General features: G+C 39.9%; 18 protein-coding genes and 1 tRNA gene. 18 read left to right on the forward strand and 1 reads right to left on the reverse strand.

The features are described from left to right. Window positions 1-39 precede the first annotated feature (39 nt). Window positions 40-510 (reverse strand): YslB family protein, encoded by a 471-nt coding sequence (locus tag J7I96_RS14545; protein WP_048689015.1) that lies wholly within the window; start codon window positions 508-510, stop codon window positions 40-42. 383 nt (window positions 511-893) lie between these two features. Here J7I96_RS14545 and J7I96_RS14550 point away from each other — a divergent pair, with 383 nt between their 5' ends. From J7I96_RS14550 to J7I96_RS14635, 18 genes are all read left to right on the forward strand, one after another. Continuing rightward, entirely contained in the window at window positions 894-1502 is a 609-nt protein-coding gene (locus J7I96_RS14550; protein ID WP_214771147.1) for a succinate dehydrogenase cytochrome b558 subunit, read from the forward strand. Between the two features lie 70 nt (window positions 1503-1572). Next, on the forward strand, window positions 1573-3324 hold the full coding sequence (gene sdhA, locus J7I96_RS14555) for a succinate dehydrogenase flavoprotein subunit (RefSeq protein ID WP_034311432.1): 1752 nt from the start codon (window positions 1573-1575) through the stop codon (window positions 3322-3324). A 17-nt stretch (window positions 3325-3341) separates the two neighbouring features. Beyond that, window positions 3342-4115 (forward strand): succinate dehydrogenase iron-sulfur subunit, encoded by a 774-nt coding sequence (sdhB, locus tag J7I96_RS14560; protein ID WP_034308984.1) that lies wholly within the window; start codon window positions 3342-3344, stop codon window positions 4113-4115. Window positions 4116-4376: 261 nt separating this feature from the next. Next, a complete protein-coding gene (locus tag J7I96_RS14565) occupies window positions 4377-4841 on the forward strand; it encodes an acyl-CoA thioesterase (protein WP_214771153.1) in 465 nt (154 codons plus the stop codon). Between the two features lie 122 nt (window positions 4842-4963). Then, on the forward strand, window positions 4964-5188 hold the full coding sequence (locus J7I96_RS14570) for a helix-turn-helix domain-containing protein (protein ID WP_028392149.1): 225 nt from the start codon (window positions 4964-4966) through the stop codon (window positions 5186-5188). Between the two features lie 220 nt (window positions 5189-5408). Beyond that, window positions 5409-5852 (forward strand): MarR family winged helix-turn-helix transcriptional regulator, encoded by a 444-nt coding sequence (locus tag J7I96_RS14575; protein ID WP_251029176.1) that lies wholly within the window; start codon window positions 5409-5411, stop codon window positions 5850-5852. 10 nt (window positions 5853-5862) lie between these two features. Continuing rightward, window positions 5863-6666, forward strand: a complete 804-nt coding sequence (gene racE / locus J7I96_RS14580; RefSeq protein WP_214925917.1) for a glutamate racemase — start codon at window positions 5863-5865, stop codon at window positions 6664-6666. Between the two features lie 331 nt (window positions 6667-6997). Then, window positions 6998-8077: a GerMN domain-containing protein gene (locus J7I96_RS14585; protein WP_063594348.1), complete on the forward strand. Its 1080-nt coding sequence runs from the start codon at window positions 6998-7000 to the stop codon at window positions 8075-8077. Window positions 8078-8276: 199 nt separating this feature from the next. Then, the gene (locus J7I96_RS14590) at window positions 8277-9359 is read left to right on the forward strand and encodes a GerAB/ArcD/ProY family transporter (RefSeq protein WP_214925919.1); all 1083 of its coding nucleotides are present in this window, start codon (window positions 8277-8279) and stop codon (window positions 9357-9359) included. Continuing rightward, on the forward strand, window positions 9356-10831 hold the full coding sequence (locus tag J7I96_RS14595; RefSeq protein ID WP_214925921.1) for a spore germination protein: 1476 nt from the start codon (window positions 9356-9358) through the stop codon (window positions 10829-10831). Before J7I96_RS14590 ends, J7I96_RS14595 begins: the two co-directional genes overlap by 4 nt. Beyond that, a complete protein-coding gene (locus tag J7I96_RS14600; RefSeq protein WP_214771163.1) occupies window positions 10828-11949 on the forward strand; it encodes a Ger(x)C family spore germination protein in 1122 nt (373 codons plus the stop codon). The genes J7I96_RS14595 and J7I96_RS14600 overlap by 4 nt, the downstream gene beginning before the upstream one ends. Window positions 11950-12163: 214 nt before the next feature. Continuing rightward, window positions 12164-12775 carry an XTP/dITP diphosphatase gene (locus J7I96_RS14605; protein WP_214925932.1) on the forward strand — a complete coding sequence of 204 codons (612 nt, stop codon included), beginning with the start codon at window positions 12164-12166 and terminating at the stop codon, window positions 12773-12775. A gap of 2 nt (window positions 12776-12777) precedes the next feature. Next, window positions 12778-13290: a metallophosphoesterase gene (locus J7I96_RS14610; RefSeq protein ID WP_214771172.1), complete on the forward strand. Its 513-nt coding sequence runs from the start codon at window positions 12778-12780 to the stop codon at window positions 13288-13290. 173 nt (window positions 13291-13463) lie between these two features. Then, window positions 13464-13537, forward strand: a tRNA-Arg gene (locus tag J7I96_RS14615). 177 nt (window positions 13538-13714) lie between these two features. Continuing rightward, window positions 13715-13915: a hypothetical protein gene (locus J7I96_RS14620; protein WP_034308956.1), complete on the forward strand. Its 201-nt coding sequence runs from the start codon at window positions 13715-13717 to the stop codon at window positions 13913-13915. Window positions 13916-14764: 849 nt separating this feature from the next. Then, window positions 14765-15520, forward strand: coding sequence for a DUF2087 domain-containing protein (locus J7I96_RS14625; protein WP_214925934.1), 756 nt, complete (start codon window positions 14765-14767; stop codon window positions 15518-15520). Window positions 15521-15538: 18 nt separating this feature from the next. Next, entirely contained in the window at window positions 15539-15901 is a 363-nt protein-coding gene (locus J7I96_RS14630; RefSeq protein WP_214771178.1) for a GIY-YIG nuclease family protein, read from the forward strand. 139 nt (window positions 15902-16040) lie between these two features. Further along, on the forward strand, window positions 16041-16319 hold the full coding sequence (locus J7I96_RS14635) for a 2TM domain-containing protein (protein WP_214925935.1): 279 nt from the start codon (window positions 16041-16043) through the stop codon (window positions 16317-16319). Window positions 16320-16385: the final 66 nt, after the last annotated feature.

Genomic DNA, 16385 nt, shown 5'->3' on the forward strand with positions numbered 1-16385 from the left:
GACTTCCGGTAAAAAGGGTAAGTCTGTTTTCAGGGCTCATTAGATTGGATCTCTGGGATCCCATTGGATGGTGAATATCACTTTTTTTGCGCGGCGTTTGATTTCTTCCGTTGATTCGCTGAGGAATTTTTTTTGCAGTGTAAACTGCTCTGCAAGGAAACCGGCTTCAAGTTGGAAGTGACAATCTGGGTGTAAATCCAGGCGGCGGCTGATTATTTCACCTGTCAGGGATAATTCCATCTCATGTTTCGTATACTTCAAGATTTCCAGATTGCCCCATCCAGCGCTTTGGAAAAATTCAATCACTTCCTGATCGCCATTCAATGGGAATTTTCTTGCTAATTGTTTACCTGCCCAATAGAGGATTTGATTAGAGTCTTTTCCGAGAATATCGTTCAATAGAACTTCTCTGATTAATTCGTATCCGAAAGCTGGAACTTGGAATTCCTCAGTTTGAATTTCTTCAGTTTGAATCTCTTCTTCTATCGCAGCAGCAATATTTTTTTTCATAATTTATCGCCTCTTTCTGTAAATCTATTATAAACGTATTTCTTTTGCAAATTATACTGTTTTTTATATATTTAAATCGCAATTGGAAAAAAATGAGAAATTATACCGAGATATTAATAGTTAAATTAGAAATTTATTCAAAATATCATCTTGACAAACAAAAAATACCCAATATAATCCAAAAAAATCTATTCTGAAAAAGAGATTTCTTGTATCCGTTTTCTTGACGCACATAGAAGTCAGGAGTAAAATGGACATGTCACATAATTGTAAAGGAAGTATAGAGGAGTTTTTTGACTCTATACTGTATTTTCACGCGGAGATAAAAGGTAGCCACCAGTTTATCTTTGCATGATTTTTCACAAATTAAGGGGGGGCACTTAGTGGCAAAAAATCGTGAGTTTGGGAATCGCAGGCTTCATTCACTTCTAGGAGTAATTCCAATTGGTCTATTCCTAATTTTTCATTTATCGGTAAACTTTATGGCAACAAAAGGAGAAGAAACTTTTAATGGGGCAGTTCATTTAATTGAGTTTACGCCCGTGAAGATTTTGGTAGAATGGGTCGTCATCTATCTACCGCTCATTTTCCATGCTGTGTACGGAATCTATATTGCCTTTACAGCAAAAAACAATTTAGGCCGATTCAGTTTCTTCCGTAACTGGATGTTCATGCTACAACGCCTAACTGGAATCATAACGTTGATTTTCCTTGTTTGGCATATATGGGCAACTAGAATTCAAGCAGCCATGGGTGCTGAAGTTAACTTTGACATGATGGCAGAGATTTTCTCTAGTCCATTCATGCTTGTGTTCTATATTGTCGGTGTTACCTCGGCAATCTTCCATTTTGCTAATGGATTATGGTCATTTGCTGTGAGCTGGGGTCTTACAGTTTCACCAAGATCGCAAAGAATCATGACTTACTTTACATTGATCGTTTTCGTTCTTCTTACTTATATCGGAATCAGCGCAATTTTCGCATTCGTATAAGAAGATAGAGTTCATTTATAAGAATTAGGAAAAACATAGCTTGGCTAATGGAAATAAGGGAGTGACAGAATTGGGTAAAGGTAAAATAGTTATCGTTGGTGGAGGTCTAGCTGGTTTAATGGCTACGATCAAAGCAGCAGAGCTGGGACAACAGGTTGATTTATTTTCTTTAGTGCCTGTTAAACGCTCTCACTCAGTTTGTGCCCAAGGCGGAATCAACGGGGCAGTAAATACAAAAGGTGAAGGGGATTCTCCATATATCCACTTCGACGATACAGTATATGGCGGAGATTTCTTGGCTAACCAACCGCCGGTTAAAGCGATGTGCGAAGCAGCACCATCAATCATTCATATGTTTGACCGTATGGGCGTTATGTTCAACCGTACTCCGGAAGGTCTTCTTGATTTCCGTCGTTTCGGTGGTACTCAACATAGCCGTACAGCATTCGCGGGTGCAACAACTGGTCAGCAATTACTTTACGCTTTGGACGAGCAGGTTCGCCGTTATGAAGTTGAAGGCCTTGTAACGAAATACGAAGGCTGGGAATTCCTTGGAGCTGTTATCGATGATGAGCAAACAGCACGCGGTATCGTAGCACAAAACCTGACTTCAATGGAAATCAAATCATTCCCTGGAGACGCAGTCATCATGGCGAGCGGCGGCCCTGGAATCATTTTCGGTAAATCAACGAACTCAATGATCAATACAGGTTCAGCAGCTTCCATCGTTTATCAGCAAGGTGTAAATTATGCTAATGGTGAGTTCATTCAAATTCACCCGACAGCAATCCCTGGCGATGACAAACTTCGTCTAATGAGTGAATCCGCTCGTGGTGAAGGTGGACGTATCTGGACATATAAAGACGGGAAACCTTGGTATTTCCTTGAAGAAAAATACCCTGCTTATGGTAATCTAGTACCTCGTGATATCGCGACTCGTGAAATCTTCGACGTATGTATGAACATGAAGCTTGGCATTAATGGTGAAAACATGGTTTACCTGGATCTATCACATAAAGATCCTAAATTACTTGATATTAAACTTGGCGGAATCATTGAAATCTACGAGAAATTCATGGGTGAAGATCCTCGTAAAGTTCCAATGAAAATTTTCCCTGCCGTTCACTATTCTATGGGCGGACTTTGGGTTGATTATGACCAAATGACTAACATCAAAGGTTTATTCGCTGCAGGTGAGTGCGATTATTCACAACATGGCGGTAACCGTCTTGGTGCCAACTCACTTCTTTCTGCAATTTATGGTGGTTCAGTCGCTGGACCGAATGCCGTTAAATATATTGAAGGCCTTGCTAAAACTTCAGAATCCATTCCTTCTTCATTGTATGAAGGGTACGAAAAACAAGAACAAGAGAAATGGAATGAAGTCATGTCTCTTGATGGTAACGAAAATGCGTACATCCTTCACAAAGAACTTGGTGAGTGGATGACTCAGCATGTTACTGTAGTTCGTTACAATGACAAGCTGAAAGAAACGGATAACAAGATTCTTGAGCTGATGGAACGTTACAAGAAAATTAACATCAATGACACGGCAAAATGGAGTAACCAAGGAGCTGCATTCACTAGACAGCTGCAAAACATGATGCAATTGGCCCGTGTAATCACAATTGGTGCGTTAAACCGTGATGAAAGCCGCGGAGCGCATTACAAACCTGATTTCCCAGAACGTAATGATGAGGAATTCATGAAAACTACTATGGCAACATTCAAAGGCTTGGATCAAGCACCTGAATTCCATTATGAAGATATTGATGTATCACTGATCGCACCGCGTAAACGTGACTACACTACGAAACACTAAAGAGGGGGAGCAAAAAAATGGTTGAAACTAAATCTGAGACTAAAACAGTCCGTTTTATAATCACTCGTCAAGATACACCGGATTCAGCTCCTTATGATGAGGAATTCGAATTAGCGTACCGTCCGAATATGAACGTAATTTCCGCTCTAATGGAAATTCGTCGTAATCCAGTAACGGTACAAGGCAAGCACACTACAGCAATCGCATGGGACATGAACTGTCTTGAAGAGGTATGTGGTGCTTGTTCAATGGTTATCAATGGTAAACCAAGACAATCATGTACAGCTCTCATCGATCAATTGGAGCAGCCGGTTCGTCTAGCGCCAATGCGTACATTCCCTGTTGTTCGTGACCTGCAAGTCGATCGCAGCCGTATGTTCGACTCATTGAAAAAGGTAAAAGCATGGATTCCAATCGATGGAACGTATAACCTTGGACCAGGACCGCGTATGCCAGAAAAGAAACGTCAATGGGCTTACGAGTTATCTAAATGTATGACTTGCGGTGTATGTTTGGAAGCTTGTCCGAACGTAAACAGCAATTCAGACTTCATTGGGCCACAACCATTATCACAAGTCCGTTTATTCAATGCACATCCAACTGGTGCAATGAACAAAGCTGAACGTTTAAATACGATCATGGGTGATGGAGGACTTGCAAACTGCGGTAACTCACAAAACTGCGTGCAGTCTTGCCCTAAAGGCATTCCATTAACGACTTCGATTGCAGCGTTGAACCGTGATACTACGATCCAACAATTCCGTAACTTCTTCGGCAGTGATGAAGTTTAATCATGAACATGAAAGAACCTGTATCTTATGATATGGGTTCTTTTTTTTCATGTTTTACATACGCAGACTTGGTCGGGCACCGATGATAACTAGGATCGAAGCGAAATGGACTTGAGGCACCCAGCAAAAAGGCTGAAGGATTTGATTAATGAAATGAGCAATAAGCGAATTAACCTGTAATAAGTATAAAATCCTTTTCAATATCGTTGTTTTCTTATAAAATGAGTGAATAGTCATTCAATTCAGAAAGGGTGTGCCAAGATGGGCAGAATATCATATATCGATAATATAACGGAGTGGATCAATGATTTTTCTTTTAAACATGAGATTAAGGTCCGTTTTTCAGAAACTGATATGTTTGGGCACTTGAATAACACGATTCCTTTTACTTATTTTGAGGAAGCTCGGATTGAGTATTTCAACAGTATGGGGTTCATGAAGGATTGGACCTCGTCTGAATGTGGTGAGATGCCGGTTGTTGCCAATTTACAGTGTGATTACCTTAAGCAGATGTTTTTCAATGATCAATTGACAATCCATGTGAAAGCTGACCATATCGGAAATTCTTCAGTGGATCTACACTATATGGGGACTAAACAAGATGGTTCAATTTGTTTAACGGGCAGGGGGACGATTGTGCAAGTGTCCAAGGCCACTGGGAAGCCGGTACCTTGGACGGAAGACATGAAGCGTTCGATGCTGCATACTGTGCTGGAACATTCCTAAAAATATTTCCATTTAGACAAGTAAAAGAGTCACTCCATTGCCCCAGCCGACATACTATATCTTGACTAAATAGACACCCACTCCGGGTTTTATGCTGGTGAAGGCAAGGAGGGTAACATTACTTGAAGGAGAACGAATTCACTCATAAGCCATTACTCACCAAAAGAGAAAAAGAAGTATTTGAGTTACTAGTACAAGACAAAACAACAAAAGAAATCGCAGGTGAATTGTTTATTAGCGAAAAAACAGTTCGAAACCATATTTCGAATGCGATGCAGAAGCTTGGAGTTAAAGGACGTTCGCAGGCAGTCATAGAACTCCTTCGTATGGGAGAACTTAAGCTTTAAGTGTTAACTCTTAATACGTAAGCCTTATAAATAATTTCTCTCCCGTTCATTGGCAGCATATAAGGAAGGGCAAAACAATTTGGGTGTTTTGACTTCTTTGGATGCTGCTTATTTTTATGGTGGGGTTTCATTATGATTCCAGTCAATCAATCTTGAAAATCATTTCACTTTCATCCAAAATGGTAGTATGATAAGTTTCATGAAGTGGGGAGCTGTGTTTATGGATGAAGAGAAGCAGGCGGCATATGTAGCCGATATCGAGAAGGAATTGCGCTATGTATCGTCATGGCTTAAGCAAAGGGGGAGAGAAATTCTCCATGATTATAAAATTACCATTCCTCAATTCGTGGCTTTGCAATGGCTTTTTGAATCAGGCGACATGACGATTGGCGAATTGTCCACGAAGATGTTTCTCGCCTTCAGTACAACGACGGACCTGATTGACCGCATGGAGAAACATCAGCTTGTCCAGCGTGTCAGGGATGAAAAGGATCGGCGTGTGGTTCGAATTCACCTTCTTGAAGAAGGCGAACGGATAATCGAAGAAGTGATTAATAAACGGAGGCAGTACTTAAATGGCGTGTTAGTCAATTTTAACGAATCTGACATCATGTCCCTCAAAGGGATTCTAGTAAAACTACATCAAGAAATGAAAGAAAAATGAGGCGAGTTTTTTGAAACAACCGATAGGCATCATTGATTCAGGGGTAGGCGGCTTGACAGTAGCTAAAGAAGTCATGCGTCAGCTTCCAAATGAAAATATAATTTACTTAGGTGATACAGCAAGATGCCCATATGGGCCGAGGACAAAAAAAGATGTCCAAACCTTCACATGGCAAATGACGAGGTTTTTGATGAAGAAGGATATAAAAATGCTGATCATTGCTTGCAATACAGCGACTGCAGCTGTTTTGGATGAAATCAGGGCTATACTTCCGATTCCTGTGTTGGGTGTCATTCACCCAGGGGCAAGGGCGGCATTGAAAGTATCCGATTCCTTGCATATTGGAGTTATTGGTACAGAAGGCACGGTAAAAAGCAAAGCTTATGACGATGCACTTGCCTCCATCAATTCCGATGTGAAAGTAGATAGTTTAGCATGCCCGAAATTTGTCCCAATCGTAGAAAGCGGGGAGTTTCAAGGGGGGATCGTCAATCGGGTCGTGGCACAAACCTTGAACCCGTTGAAGAAAACGAAGATCGATACACTGATCCTTGGCTGTACCCATTATCCACTGCTGGGGCCTGTAATCTCTTCCTATATGGGGAATGATGTACAAGTCATTTCCTCTGGAGAAGAGACGGCCCGGGAGGCAAGTGTCATTTTGGATTACTATAAATTAATCAATAAAAGCAAGCTCCGTCCAGTTCATCGCTTTTACACAACCGGTTCAAGAGATATGTTTGGTTCCATCGCATCAAGCTGGCTCGGTATTCATGCCAATACCATCGAAACAATTAAAATCGATCACTTATAAGACTTCCATTTGGAAATTTCAGACTGCAGACAAACTCGATGAAAATGGAGTTTGTCTGCAGTCTTTTTGGGCTTGTACATTTTGCCGATGTTTGGAGCGTGAGGCACTCGTTTCCCCGCAGGTGGATGAAATGACCCTATCATCATTCCGGTTATACTTTGGGTGGGACTCGATTGTTCCATACGGAAGTCTCCCCAAATCCTATGAAGCTGTAAAAGATGCATCAGTACGAGCGAATTGCCCAGCTCCATTATCGGAGGGAAAAATAATTGGTCTATTTTCCCTTAGGGCTCGTATAAATAGGAGTACAAACTGTCCTAGGAGTGATTTTATGTCCAATAAATCAAAAGTAACAATGGCTGTGACCATTCTGGCATCTTCTTTTTGGCTTTCAGGCTGCGGATTATTTGGCGGTGAAGAGAAAAAGGAAATTGATCCCCCGAAGGATGTTTCATTAGTCGAGGATGAATCTTCATTAAAAGAAACAGAAACGAATGGTGAGGAAAAGCCAGCGACTGAGGGAGAAGAAGGCGCTGTAGAATCGAAAACGGTGAAGACGGAGTTATATTTAATTGATAAAAGCGGGTATGTGGTTCCACAGACATTGGAACTTCCTAAATCGGAAGCTGTCGCTAAACAAGCCCTTGATTACCTTGTCAATAACGGACCAGTCACGGATAAACTTCCAAATGGGTTCAGGGCCGTCATTCCTGCCGATACCCAAATAAGCGTGAACATTAAAGACGGTGTGGCTGTGGCGGACTTTTCTCCGGAATTCAAAAACTATCAGAAAGAGGATGAACTTAAAATCCTTCAAGCCATCACATGGACCCTGACACAATTCGACTCGGTCGATAAAATTCAAATGAGAATCAATGGGGAAGATATTTCCGAAATGCCGGTCAATGGCACACCGATAGATGAAAATATCTCAAGGTCGTCAGGAATCAATATCGATACAAGTGATGTAGTCGACATATCCAATACCAAAGCACTGACCGTTTATTATGTAGGCGGAGATGAGGAGTACACTTATTATGTTCCGGTGACGCGCAGGATCAGCGAAACGGTGTCTGATAATGTAACAGCAGTCATTCAGGAATTAACGAAGAGCCCTTCAGGTTCTAACCTGCAAACAGGGTTCATGAGTGATGTAGCTTTACTTGACGAGCCTAAAGTTGCAGAAGGTAAGGTCAGCCTGAATTTTAACGAAAATATCCTTGGAAGCTTTAAAGAGAAAAAGGTATCACAGGAGGTTCTTGATGCCTTGGTCCTTTCCTTGACGGAACAGAAAGGAATTGAAAGCGTTGAAGTGCAAGTGCAGGGCAGCGCAGATGTTCTTAATGAAGAAGGTAAAAAATTATCCGAACCAGTTGTCCGTCCAGAGAAAGTCAACACAGGCAGTTTTTAAATATATCTAGAAATAGAACAATGAGGCAGCTTGCAGCTGCCTCTTATTTTTTTGCCTCCGCCAGTGAATGACCACGCTGATAGAGAGTTGAAAGCTATACCACCCCTAAGCAATTTCCCGTGTTTTGGGAAAGTTTTTACATAAATAAATTTTTAAAAGGGGAAATTACTTTTAAATATGTAATTAATGGGGGGGCATTATGGATCAAAAGGTAATTCAGGCTTTACACATCTATGTTTTAATCATCATGAATACAGGGTTCATGGTACATGTCCTGCTCCTTCCCAATATCTTATCCGCATCTCAACGCGACGGATGGATAAGTATCATAATAAGTGTTGTTCCTTGTATCGTTTGGACACTATTTATTTATTATATTTATAAAAAACTAGATAAAGAAGATATAATCACTTTTCTGAAAAAATGGTCTACGCCTTTTGTTACATATATTTTCACGATAGCATTTGGCTTGTACTTTATAATTAACGCCTTCATTACCGTTAAATTCACAGTGATTTGGGCAAAAGCCAATTATACTCATGATATACCAAACATCGTAGTCGTCAGCATATTCACTTTTATTTGTATTTTTGCAAGTTATAAAGGTATACGCACCATAAGTACTTTGGCTCTCCTATTTCTTCCGGCCGTCACTTTATTCGGGATATTTGTAGGGCTGGGGAACACGAGTAATAAGAATTACGAATTATTGTTCCCGGTATTTGAAAGCGGGTATCGCAATACTTTAAATGGAATGATGTATATGAGTGCAGGATATTTAGAAATCATCGTTTTTTTATTTTTAACTCCTTACCTCAAAAATAAGCTAAAAGCCAAGTGGCTTTTACTGGTAGGTATTATCTTAATCATGCTGACGTTAGGCCCCCTCATGGGAGCGATTGCAGAATTTGGTTCGGCGGAAGCAGTGAAAATGAGGAATCCTGCTTATGAACAGTGGAAGTTGTTAAGGTTTGGCTATTATATTACTCGACTCGATTTCCTCTCCATTTTCCAATGGCTTTCAGGTGCCGTGATTCGGATAAGTTTATGTTTATTTATTGGCTATAAGTTAATCTCAAATTCAAAACATCAAAAGTGGATACTGCTTTCACTATACTTGTTAATTGTTATTGGAACGCTAATCCATTGGGATGCTACTTCATTTTATTATTTTATATACAAATATTTCTTTCCAATCTGCAGTCTATTTCTTTTGAGTGCCGCAATTGTCCTGTTATTTCTTGTTTTTAAAAAGGGGAAAGGAAAAGGTGAAACATTATGAAGAAGGGAAAATTGAATGGAACTCCTTCTTACATTGACCAAATCCAAAAATGGTTTGAACATTCTTCCGATGTTGTTTTAAGAACAAAAACCTTTGATAATGAAGGTCGTTATCTATTGGGATTTTTATATGCGCCGAACTTAGTGGATATGCCATTCATCAATGAGATGATTCTGCCTACAATATCAAATGCGGTTCAAGAAAATGGGGAATTAACAATTGATCAATTAAGTAATATTATGGAGATCAGTACACTAAAAAGGGGCTCCAATCTAAAAGAGGAAGTGGAAAGCATTCTTTTTTCTGGAGACCTGATCATCATTAATGAATCTTCCAATGAAATTTACCATACCCCATTATCCAATTCCCCTAAGCGCAGTCCGGAAGAATCCAATATAGAATCTTCGATTCGGGGACCTAGGGATGGATTTGTTGAGAATATATCGGATAACATGTCTTTAATTCGCCAAAGGTTAAAAACGGCATCACTTAAATGTATAGAATATACAATCGGGAAAAGAAGTAAAACTAAAATATTGCTGCTTTATATAGATGACATTATCAATCCCTCGATTCTTTTGGATATTAAAAAACGATTGGATTCATTAAAGGCTGATATCATAGTAAGCAGCTACCAAGTTGAAGAACTCTTATATGATAATCAATTTGCCATCTTCCCCTTAATGGATTATATCGGTCGGCCTGACTATGTTGTTGATTCCTTGAATCAAGGGCGCTTTGCAATCCTGGTAGACGGGAATCCCACAGGCTTGATCGGGCCAACGAGTATTAATCAGTTGCTTTATTCTGCTGATGACGCACATGCAAGCTTTTTTTACATTAGTTTCATGCGCATCATTCGTGTAGTTGCCTTATTTGTAACGGTTACGTTACCGGGATTTTTTATAGCGTTGGTCTCCTATCAATTCGATCAAATTCCCTTTTCGCTTCTTGCTACGATTTCAATCACGAGACAGGGATTACCCATACCTGCTTCTTTGGAGGCATTCATGATGATCATATTGTTCGAACTATTTAAAGAAGCTGGTCTTCGCCTGCCAAAAGCTGTAGGTCCGACCGTTTCTGTGTTGGGTGGATTGATTATAGGTGATGCAGCGATTCGGGCAGGGCTGACTTCACCCTCCATGCTCGTAGTAATAGCTGTTACAGTTCTCTCAAGCTATACCTTGATCAATCAGAATATCGCTGGGAATATCGTTCTTATAAGGTTATTCATATTTGCATGTTCAGCTTTTCTAGGCTTGTTTGGATTCTTCATGGGACTATTTCTTATCTTGATTGTTGTGGTTTCCTTGGAAAGTTTCGGACAGCCTTTTGTGAATCCATTTTCCAAACCAAATAAATCCGACATGTTAAAAGTCTTATTCAAGCTTCCGTATGGGGTGATAAGGCAGCGGAATCAAGCCCTACAGTCGAGTGATAATGAACCGCAAAAGGAGTCGGACGAATGAGAAAGCTAATTATAGTCTTGGTTATTGGCTGTCAACTTTTACTGACGACAGGATGCTGGGGAATGAAGGAAATTCAAGCTCAAACATATGGATCCGCTCTAGGGATCGATTATAAAGATGGTGAATTCATCTTATACTTTGAGGCATTGAATTTTGCGGATATAGCAAAACAAGAGGGGGCTGCTGCATTACAAGAAAAATCTTCAGTTTTGATTGGGGAAGGTAAAGGGGAAAGTATCGAAGAGGCATTTACTGAATTAGAACAAAATGCAGCATTGCCACTTTATATCGGGCATATTAACTCCTTCGTTTTAAGTGAGAATGTAATCAAGAAGAAAATGAAGGATTTCATTGAATATGTAGGGAAAGAGCCCTTATTGCGATACAATTCATGGCTGTTTGTTACAAACGAAGATATTAGAAAGGTGTTTGACAGTGATAGTTTCTTTAACCTTCCTAACTTATTCACGATCATTCAAAGGCCAGAGACCGTTATTGATGAGAACTATTTCATTTCCCCGTTAAAATTCAATGAACTGGTTTCGAAATTTTATCAACCTGTTGGTTCCATTCTGATTCCCTCCATGGTCATAAATGAGCATCACTACTCAGAGAAGGGGGTAGAAAAAAAGATACCGACGTTGAATGGCGGCTATGTTTTATCAAAACAACAGTATAAAGGGTTCGTAAGTAAGCAAGATTTGATTGGTATGAAATGGGTTGAAAATAAGGCGACAGTCATGTTTTTTTCCTTGAATAAACAAAAGGTAAGTGTTGAAATCATGGAGCCCAAAACAAACATCAAAGTATTGGAACAACAAAAGAAACCCTTATATGATTTAAATGTTAAAGCAAATGGGATATTGAAACAAAATATAGATAATTTGGATATGGAAAAAATCGAAAAAAAGGTAGAAATAAAAATTAAGCAAGATATTTTGAAGACATTGGAGACGGGGGAAAAAATCAATACAGACCTTTTTAACATAAGTGAAAAGGCATACAGATACCATGTCAATAAGTGGGATAATAAAATTATTAATTCTTTTGATAAAACTTCAATAAATAACATAAAAGTTAAAATCCATATTGAACATAGTGAAAATTACAAACGTTAGTTAATAAGTTTCAGGTTATTGCAGATGGGGGAGTTGTGTTAGACTTAACTTATCTGGAAAATTCAGCGGCTGTTGTTGATCATGATAGGCAGGGCTGAATCCGTCCGTTGGCACTGGAGAAGAAGCGGCTTTTACATATGACGAATGACAGCAAATTCTTTCCAGCCCCAAAAGGGCCCCTGTGCCGATAAAATGAAAAAGGGTGAAATGAAAAATGAAGACAGTTATCATTGCAACGAAAAATAAAGGGAAAGCCAAGGAGTTCGAAAGCTTATTTTCTGCTAAAGGTCATGAAGTCAAAACACTTCTCGATGTACCGGATGCCCCTGATGTGGAGGAAACAGGCACGACCTTTGAAGAAAATGCGATCCTGAAGGCAGAGGCCATTGCCCATCAGCTAGGCCATTTTGTCATTGCTGATGATTCCGGATTGATTGTTGATGCATTGGAGGGCCGTCCAGGCGTATATTCTGCCCGCTATGCTGGAGAGGCCAAGAGTGATGAAGCAAACACGGAAAAAGTCCTCCGCGAACTGGAAGGCGTGCCAAAGGATGCTAGGACGGCGAGATTTTATTGCGCCTTGGCACTAGCGTCACCCAACCAGGAAACGATTACGGTATCGGGAACGATGGAAGGCTTGATCACGGAACAGCCTTCAGGAACGAATGGATTTGGTTATGATCCCATCTTTTTTGTAGAGGAACAAGGCAAAACAAACGCTGAATTGACAAAAGAGGAAAAAAACCAAATCAGCCACCGTGCCAACGCATTGAGGGCTCTAGATGAAAAACTTGATCTATTTCTAAAAAGGGAAGAAGGAATGTGACGATGAAGGTGCTAATAATGAGTGACAGTCATGGCTTAACTCATGAAATCAGCATGATTGCCGACCGTCATAAACAAGAGGTCGCCGCCATGATCCATTGCGGTGATTCAGAGTTGGAAAGAAATGACCCTCACATGTCGGAGTTTTTGGCCGTTGGCGGGAATTGCGACTATGATTCGGCATATCCGGATGATATTGTGGAGAACATCTCAGGCAAGCGTTTCTTCGTTACGCATGGACACCTCTATAATATAAATATGACCTTGATGAACCTATCTTATAAAAGTGAGGAGACAGGGGCGGATATTATTTGCTTTGGTCACTCCCATGCTGCAGGCTCAGAGTGGATTGACGGCAAGCTCTTCATCAACCCGGGAAGCATACGGCAGCCGCGGGGACGAAAAGAGAAAACCTATGCCATTTTGGAGATTGGAAATGACCAATTTGAAATCATCTATTATGACCTTGATGGAAAAATCGTTGAGGATCTAAAAAATGCTTATCAAATGGAATGACTTCATGTATAATGAACAGGAAGCGTTTTTCCCCGCTTCCTGGTTCTTAAAAAAAAGAAAAAACTTTTTTTGAAAAACCGTTGACTTCCTTTTGATATCCTACTATAATAAGAAGTGTCCTAAGGGAACAGTTAAGGTAATACATAAGTTTTACCGCAACTTATATCATAAACGTCTCAGTAGCTCAGCTGGATAGAGCAACGCCCTTCTAAGGCGTCGGTCGGGAGTTCGAATCTCTCCTGGGACACTAACTTAAAAAGCCAAAACCTTCTAAAGGTTTTGGCTTTTTTACTTTTTTGGGTTGTTTAAGCTAACGAGGGTCATTTCGATTTGCATCCTTTTAACCATGAAATTTTTTATTTCATATTTATCGCAGGTGGATGACCATTTATGTCGAACTTGTAATAAATAAGGAGATGTTTAAATGAATAAAGATAGATTATTTAAGTTCATTCAAACTTCCACTCGGGGAAATTTCTTCTCAGTCGAAATAACCGAAGATGGAACAGAAGTGGTCCAATTAGCCAAAGAGTTAGAAAAAGAAGGAAGAATCAAGTTGAGGGAATGTAAACGAAAAGAAAAAGGTGTTTATCTGGAAGGAATACTTAAGTTTGTGCCTAGCTAATACTTAATGAACTCTGCGAAGGATTTTTATAAGGAATTTCATAAAACATTCTTCGCGACAAAATGGGAATCGGAGACCGAACGGTGAGGTGAGGGTTAAAAAAATTCATGAACGGTCGAATATTGTGTGGTTTAGGTCGATGAACTGCTCCGATCTTTATAGTTTTAACTGTAATCCTCACTGGATTGAAGAAATTTGCACAGCGCTACTGCCGAATAACTGGCAGCCGAGATACCAAAAATGCTTGCTTTGATGCGGCTTGGCAGACAGTCGGCGGAAAGGGAGCGGATTTCTGAAATCAACTCCAACTTTCTCAAATAAAAAACTGTAGGCAAAAGGAGTTCTATCCGAATTTTTAAACATAGTTGTTTGGATCGGGTGTGCGAGACTCCTGCGGGAATAGCGAGTCCAAGGGAGACCCCACAGGCGCAAGTGCGCCGAGGGCCTGGAGGCAACGTTCAATTTGTACAAGCTAAAAAAACTGTAGGTAAAATCGACTTACATCGAATTTTGTCTACAGTCTGAGGCATCCATTCGTGGATGCCTTTTTCTATTTAAGGTTTGGAGATTATTTTTAATGATTCACGGTTTTTGATTATTGCCGTATTTAATTCTTGGACAGGTATTATAGGGGAATTTCCGCTTATTATTCAGGATACTATATCGGCATAGTGCCATGGGGACCGTTTAATGGAAGGTGAAATCCCTTGTCAGCTTAATGTCATGAAGTCCCTCTTACTAAGCATAATTTGCTGGAGTTATAAAAAAACAGAAAAAACATTGACATAATACAAACAAATTAATATTATGTTTATTATATTGTAAACTTTATAGGGAAGTGTTTGTTTAATGAAGGACGCAGAAATATTTTGGAGCGCATCTCAGGATGAGCTTAAACAAGGGTACATCGAAGGTGAAAATCAATATGTTTGTTTGCTGTGTGGAAATGCAGTTGAAAAGGGGATAGTATACCCGAAAGATGGAGTTCTTTATGAAGCGGAGAGGTATATGCGCATTCATATTGAACATGCACACAGCTCGGTTTTTGAATACTTGATTGACCTCGATAAAAAACTTACAGGTCTCACCGACCATCAAAACCGTCTTCTTCGACTTTTTTACCAAGGGAAGAATGATGCGGAGGTTCAGGAGGAAATGGGAATTGGCAGCCCTTCCACCATTCGGAACCATCGTTTTGTGTTGAAAGAGAAAGAGCGTCAGGCTAAGTTGTTTTTAGCCCTGATGGAACTGTTGAAAGATAAAGATGAACACGCGCCGGCATTTATCCCGCTTCATCAAAAAGCAAGGATGGTCGATGATCGTTATAACGTTACTGAAGATGAAAAGGTGACTGTACTGAAAAAATACTTCCCTAAAGGCAGTCAGGATGCATTAAAATCTTTTCCGCCAAAGGAAAAACAAAGGCTGATCATTCTCCAAGAAATTATGAACCGTTTTGAAAATGAGCGGAAATACGAAGAAAAAGAAATCAATCAAATATTGGGTGCCGTTTATCATGATCATGTTCTTTTGAGAAGATACTTAATAGAATATGGATTCATGGATAGAAAGCCTGATGGGAGCCAATATTGGCTGAAGAAATGATGACTGGGGGCAAGAAAGATGGATCGTAAAAAAGAATTGAAGCAATTATATAAAGAAACGAAGGTTGAAGCAGGGGTATACCAAATCAGAAATACGGTAAATAATAAAGTCTTTATCGGAAGCACCAGGAATTTAAAGACGTTGAAGGGGAAACAATTTGAATTGGAAGTCGGGACAAACACCAATAAAGTGCTGCAAAGTGAGTGGAACCAATATGGGAAAGATGCTTTTTCTTTTGAGGTACTGGAGGTATTGAAGCCAAAAGAAACAGGATTTTTTGATGCTAAACGGGAATTGAAAAAACTTGAAGAAATGTGGCTGGAAAAAATACAGCCTTACGAAGAACGGGGGTACAATAGAATGAAACCCGCTGACTTGTAGGTGGTCTTTAGAGATTCTCCTTGATTCCCAGCTGCCGATTTACCTTTGAAGCATTTCACTCTTATTTCTTTATGAAAAATAAGGTATTATGGAAGCGGATGGTAATTTATATTAGTGTTAATGATTAGGAGGTGCTGGGATGGAAAATGGAGATGGATATCTACGGGCGAAAAAAAGGGTTGAAAATCTTAAGTCATTCTACATTCATCTAATGGTGTATGTATTGGTGAATGTTATGTTGATTGCGATTAATCTATTGACGGATCCTGGTTATTGGTGGTTCCTTTATCCCCTTGGAGGGTGGGGGATTGGTGTTCTGATACATGGAATTACCATTCTTGCACAAGGAAACTTCGGGTCTGAGTGGGAAGAAAGAAAAATAAAAGAATATATGGAAAAGGATAAAAGGAACGGCTGAAATGGGCGTGTTCAAAACAGGGAGTCATTTGTGGCTCTTTTTTTGTGGGAAAATAATCGGTGGATC

Origin of the sequence: Bacillus sp. ISL-78, from assembly GCF_018613455.1 — a bacterium.
Taxonomy (GTDB): domain Bacteria; phylum Bacillota; class Bacilli; order Bacillales; family DSM-1321; genus Peribacillus; species Peribacillus frigoritolerans.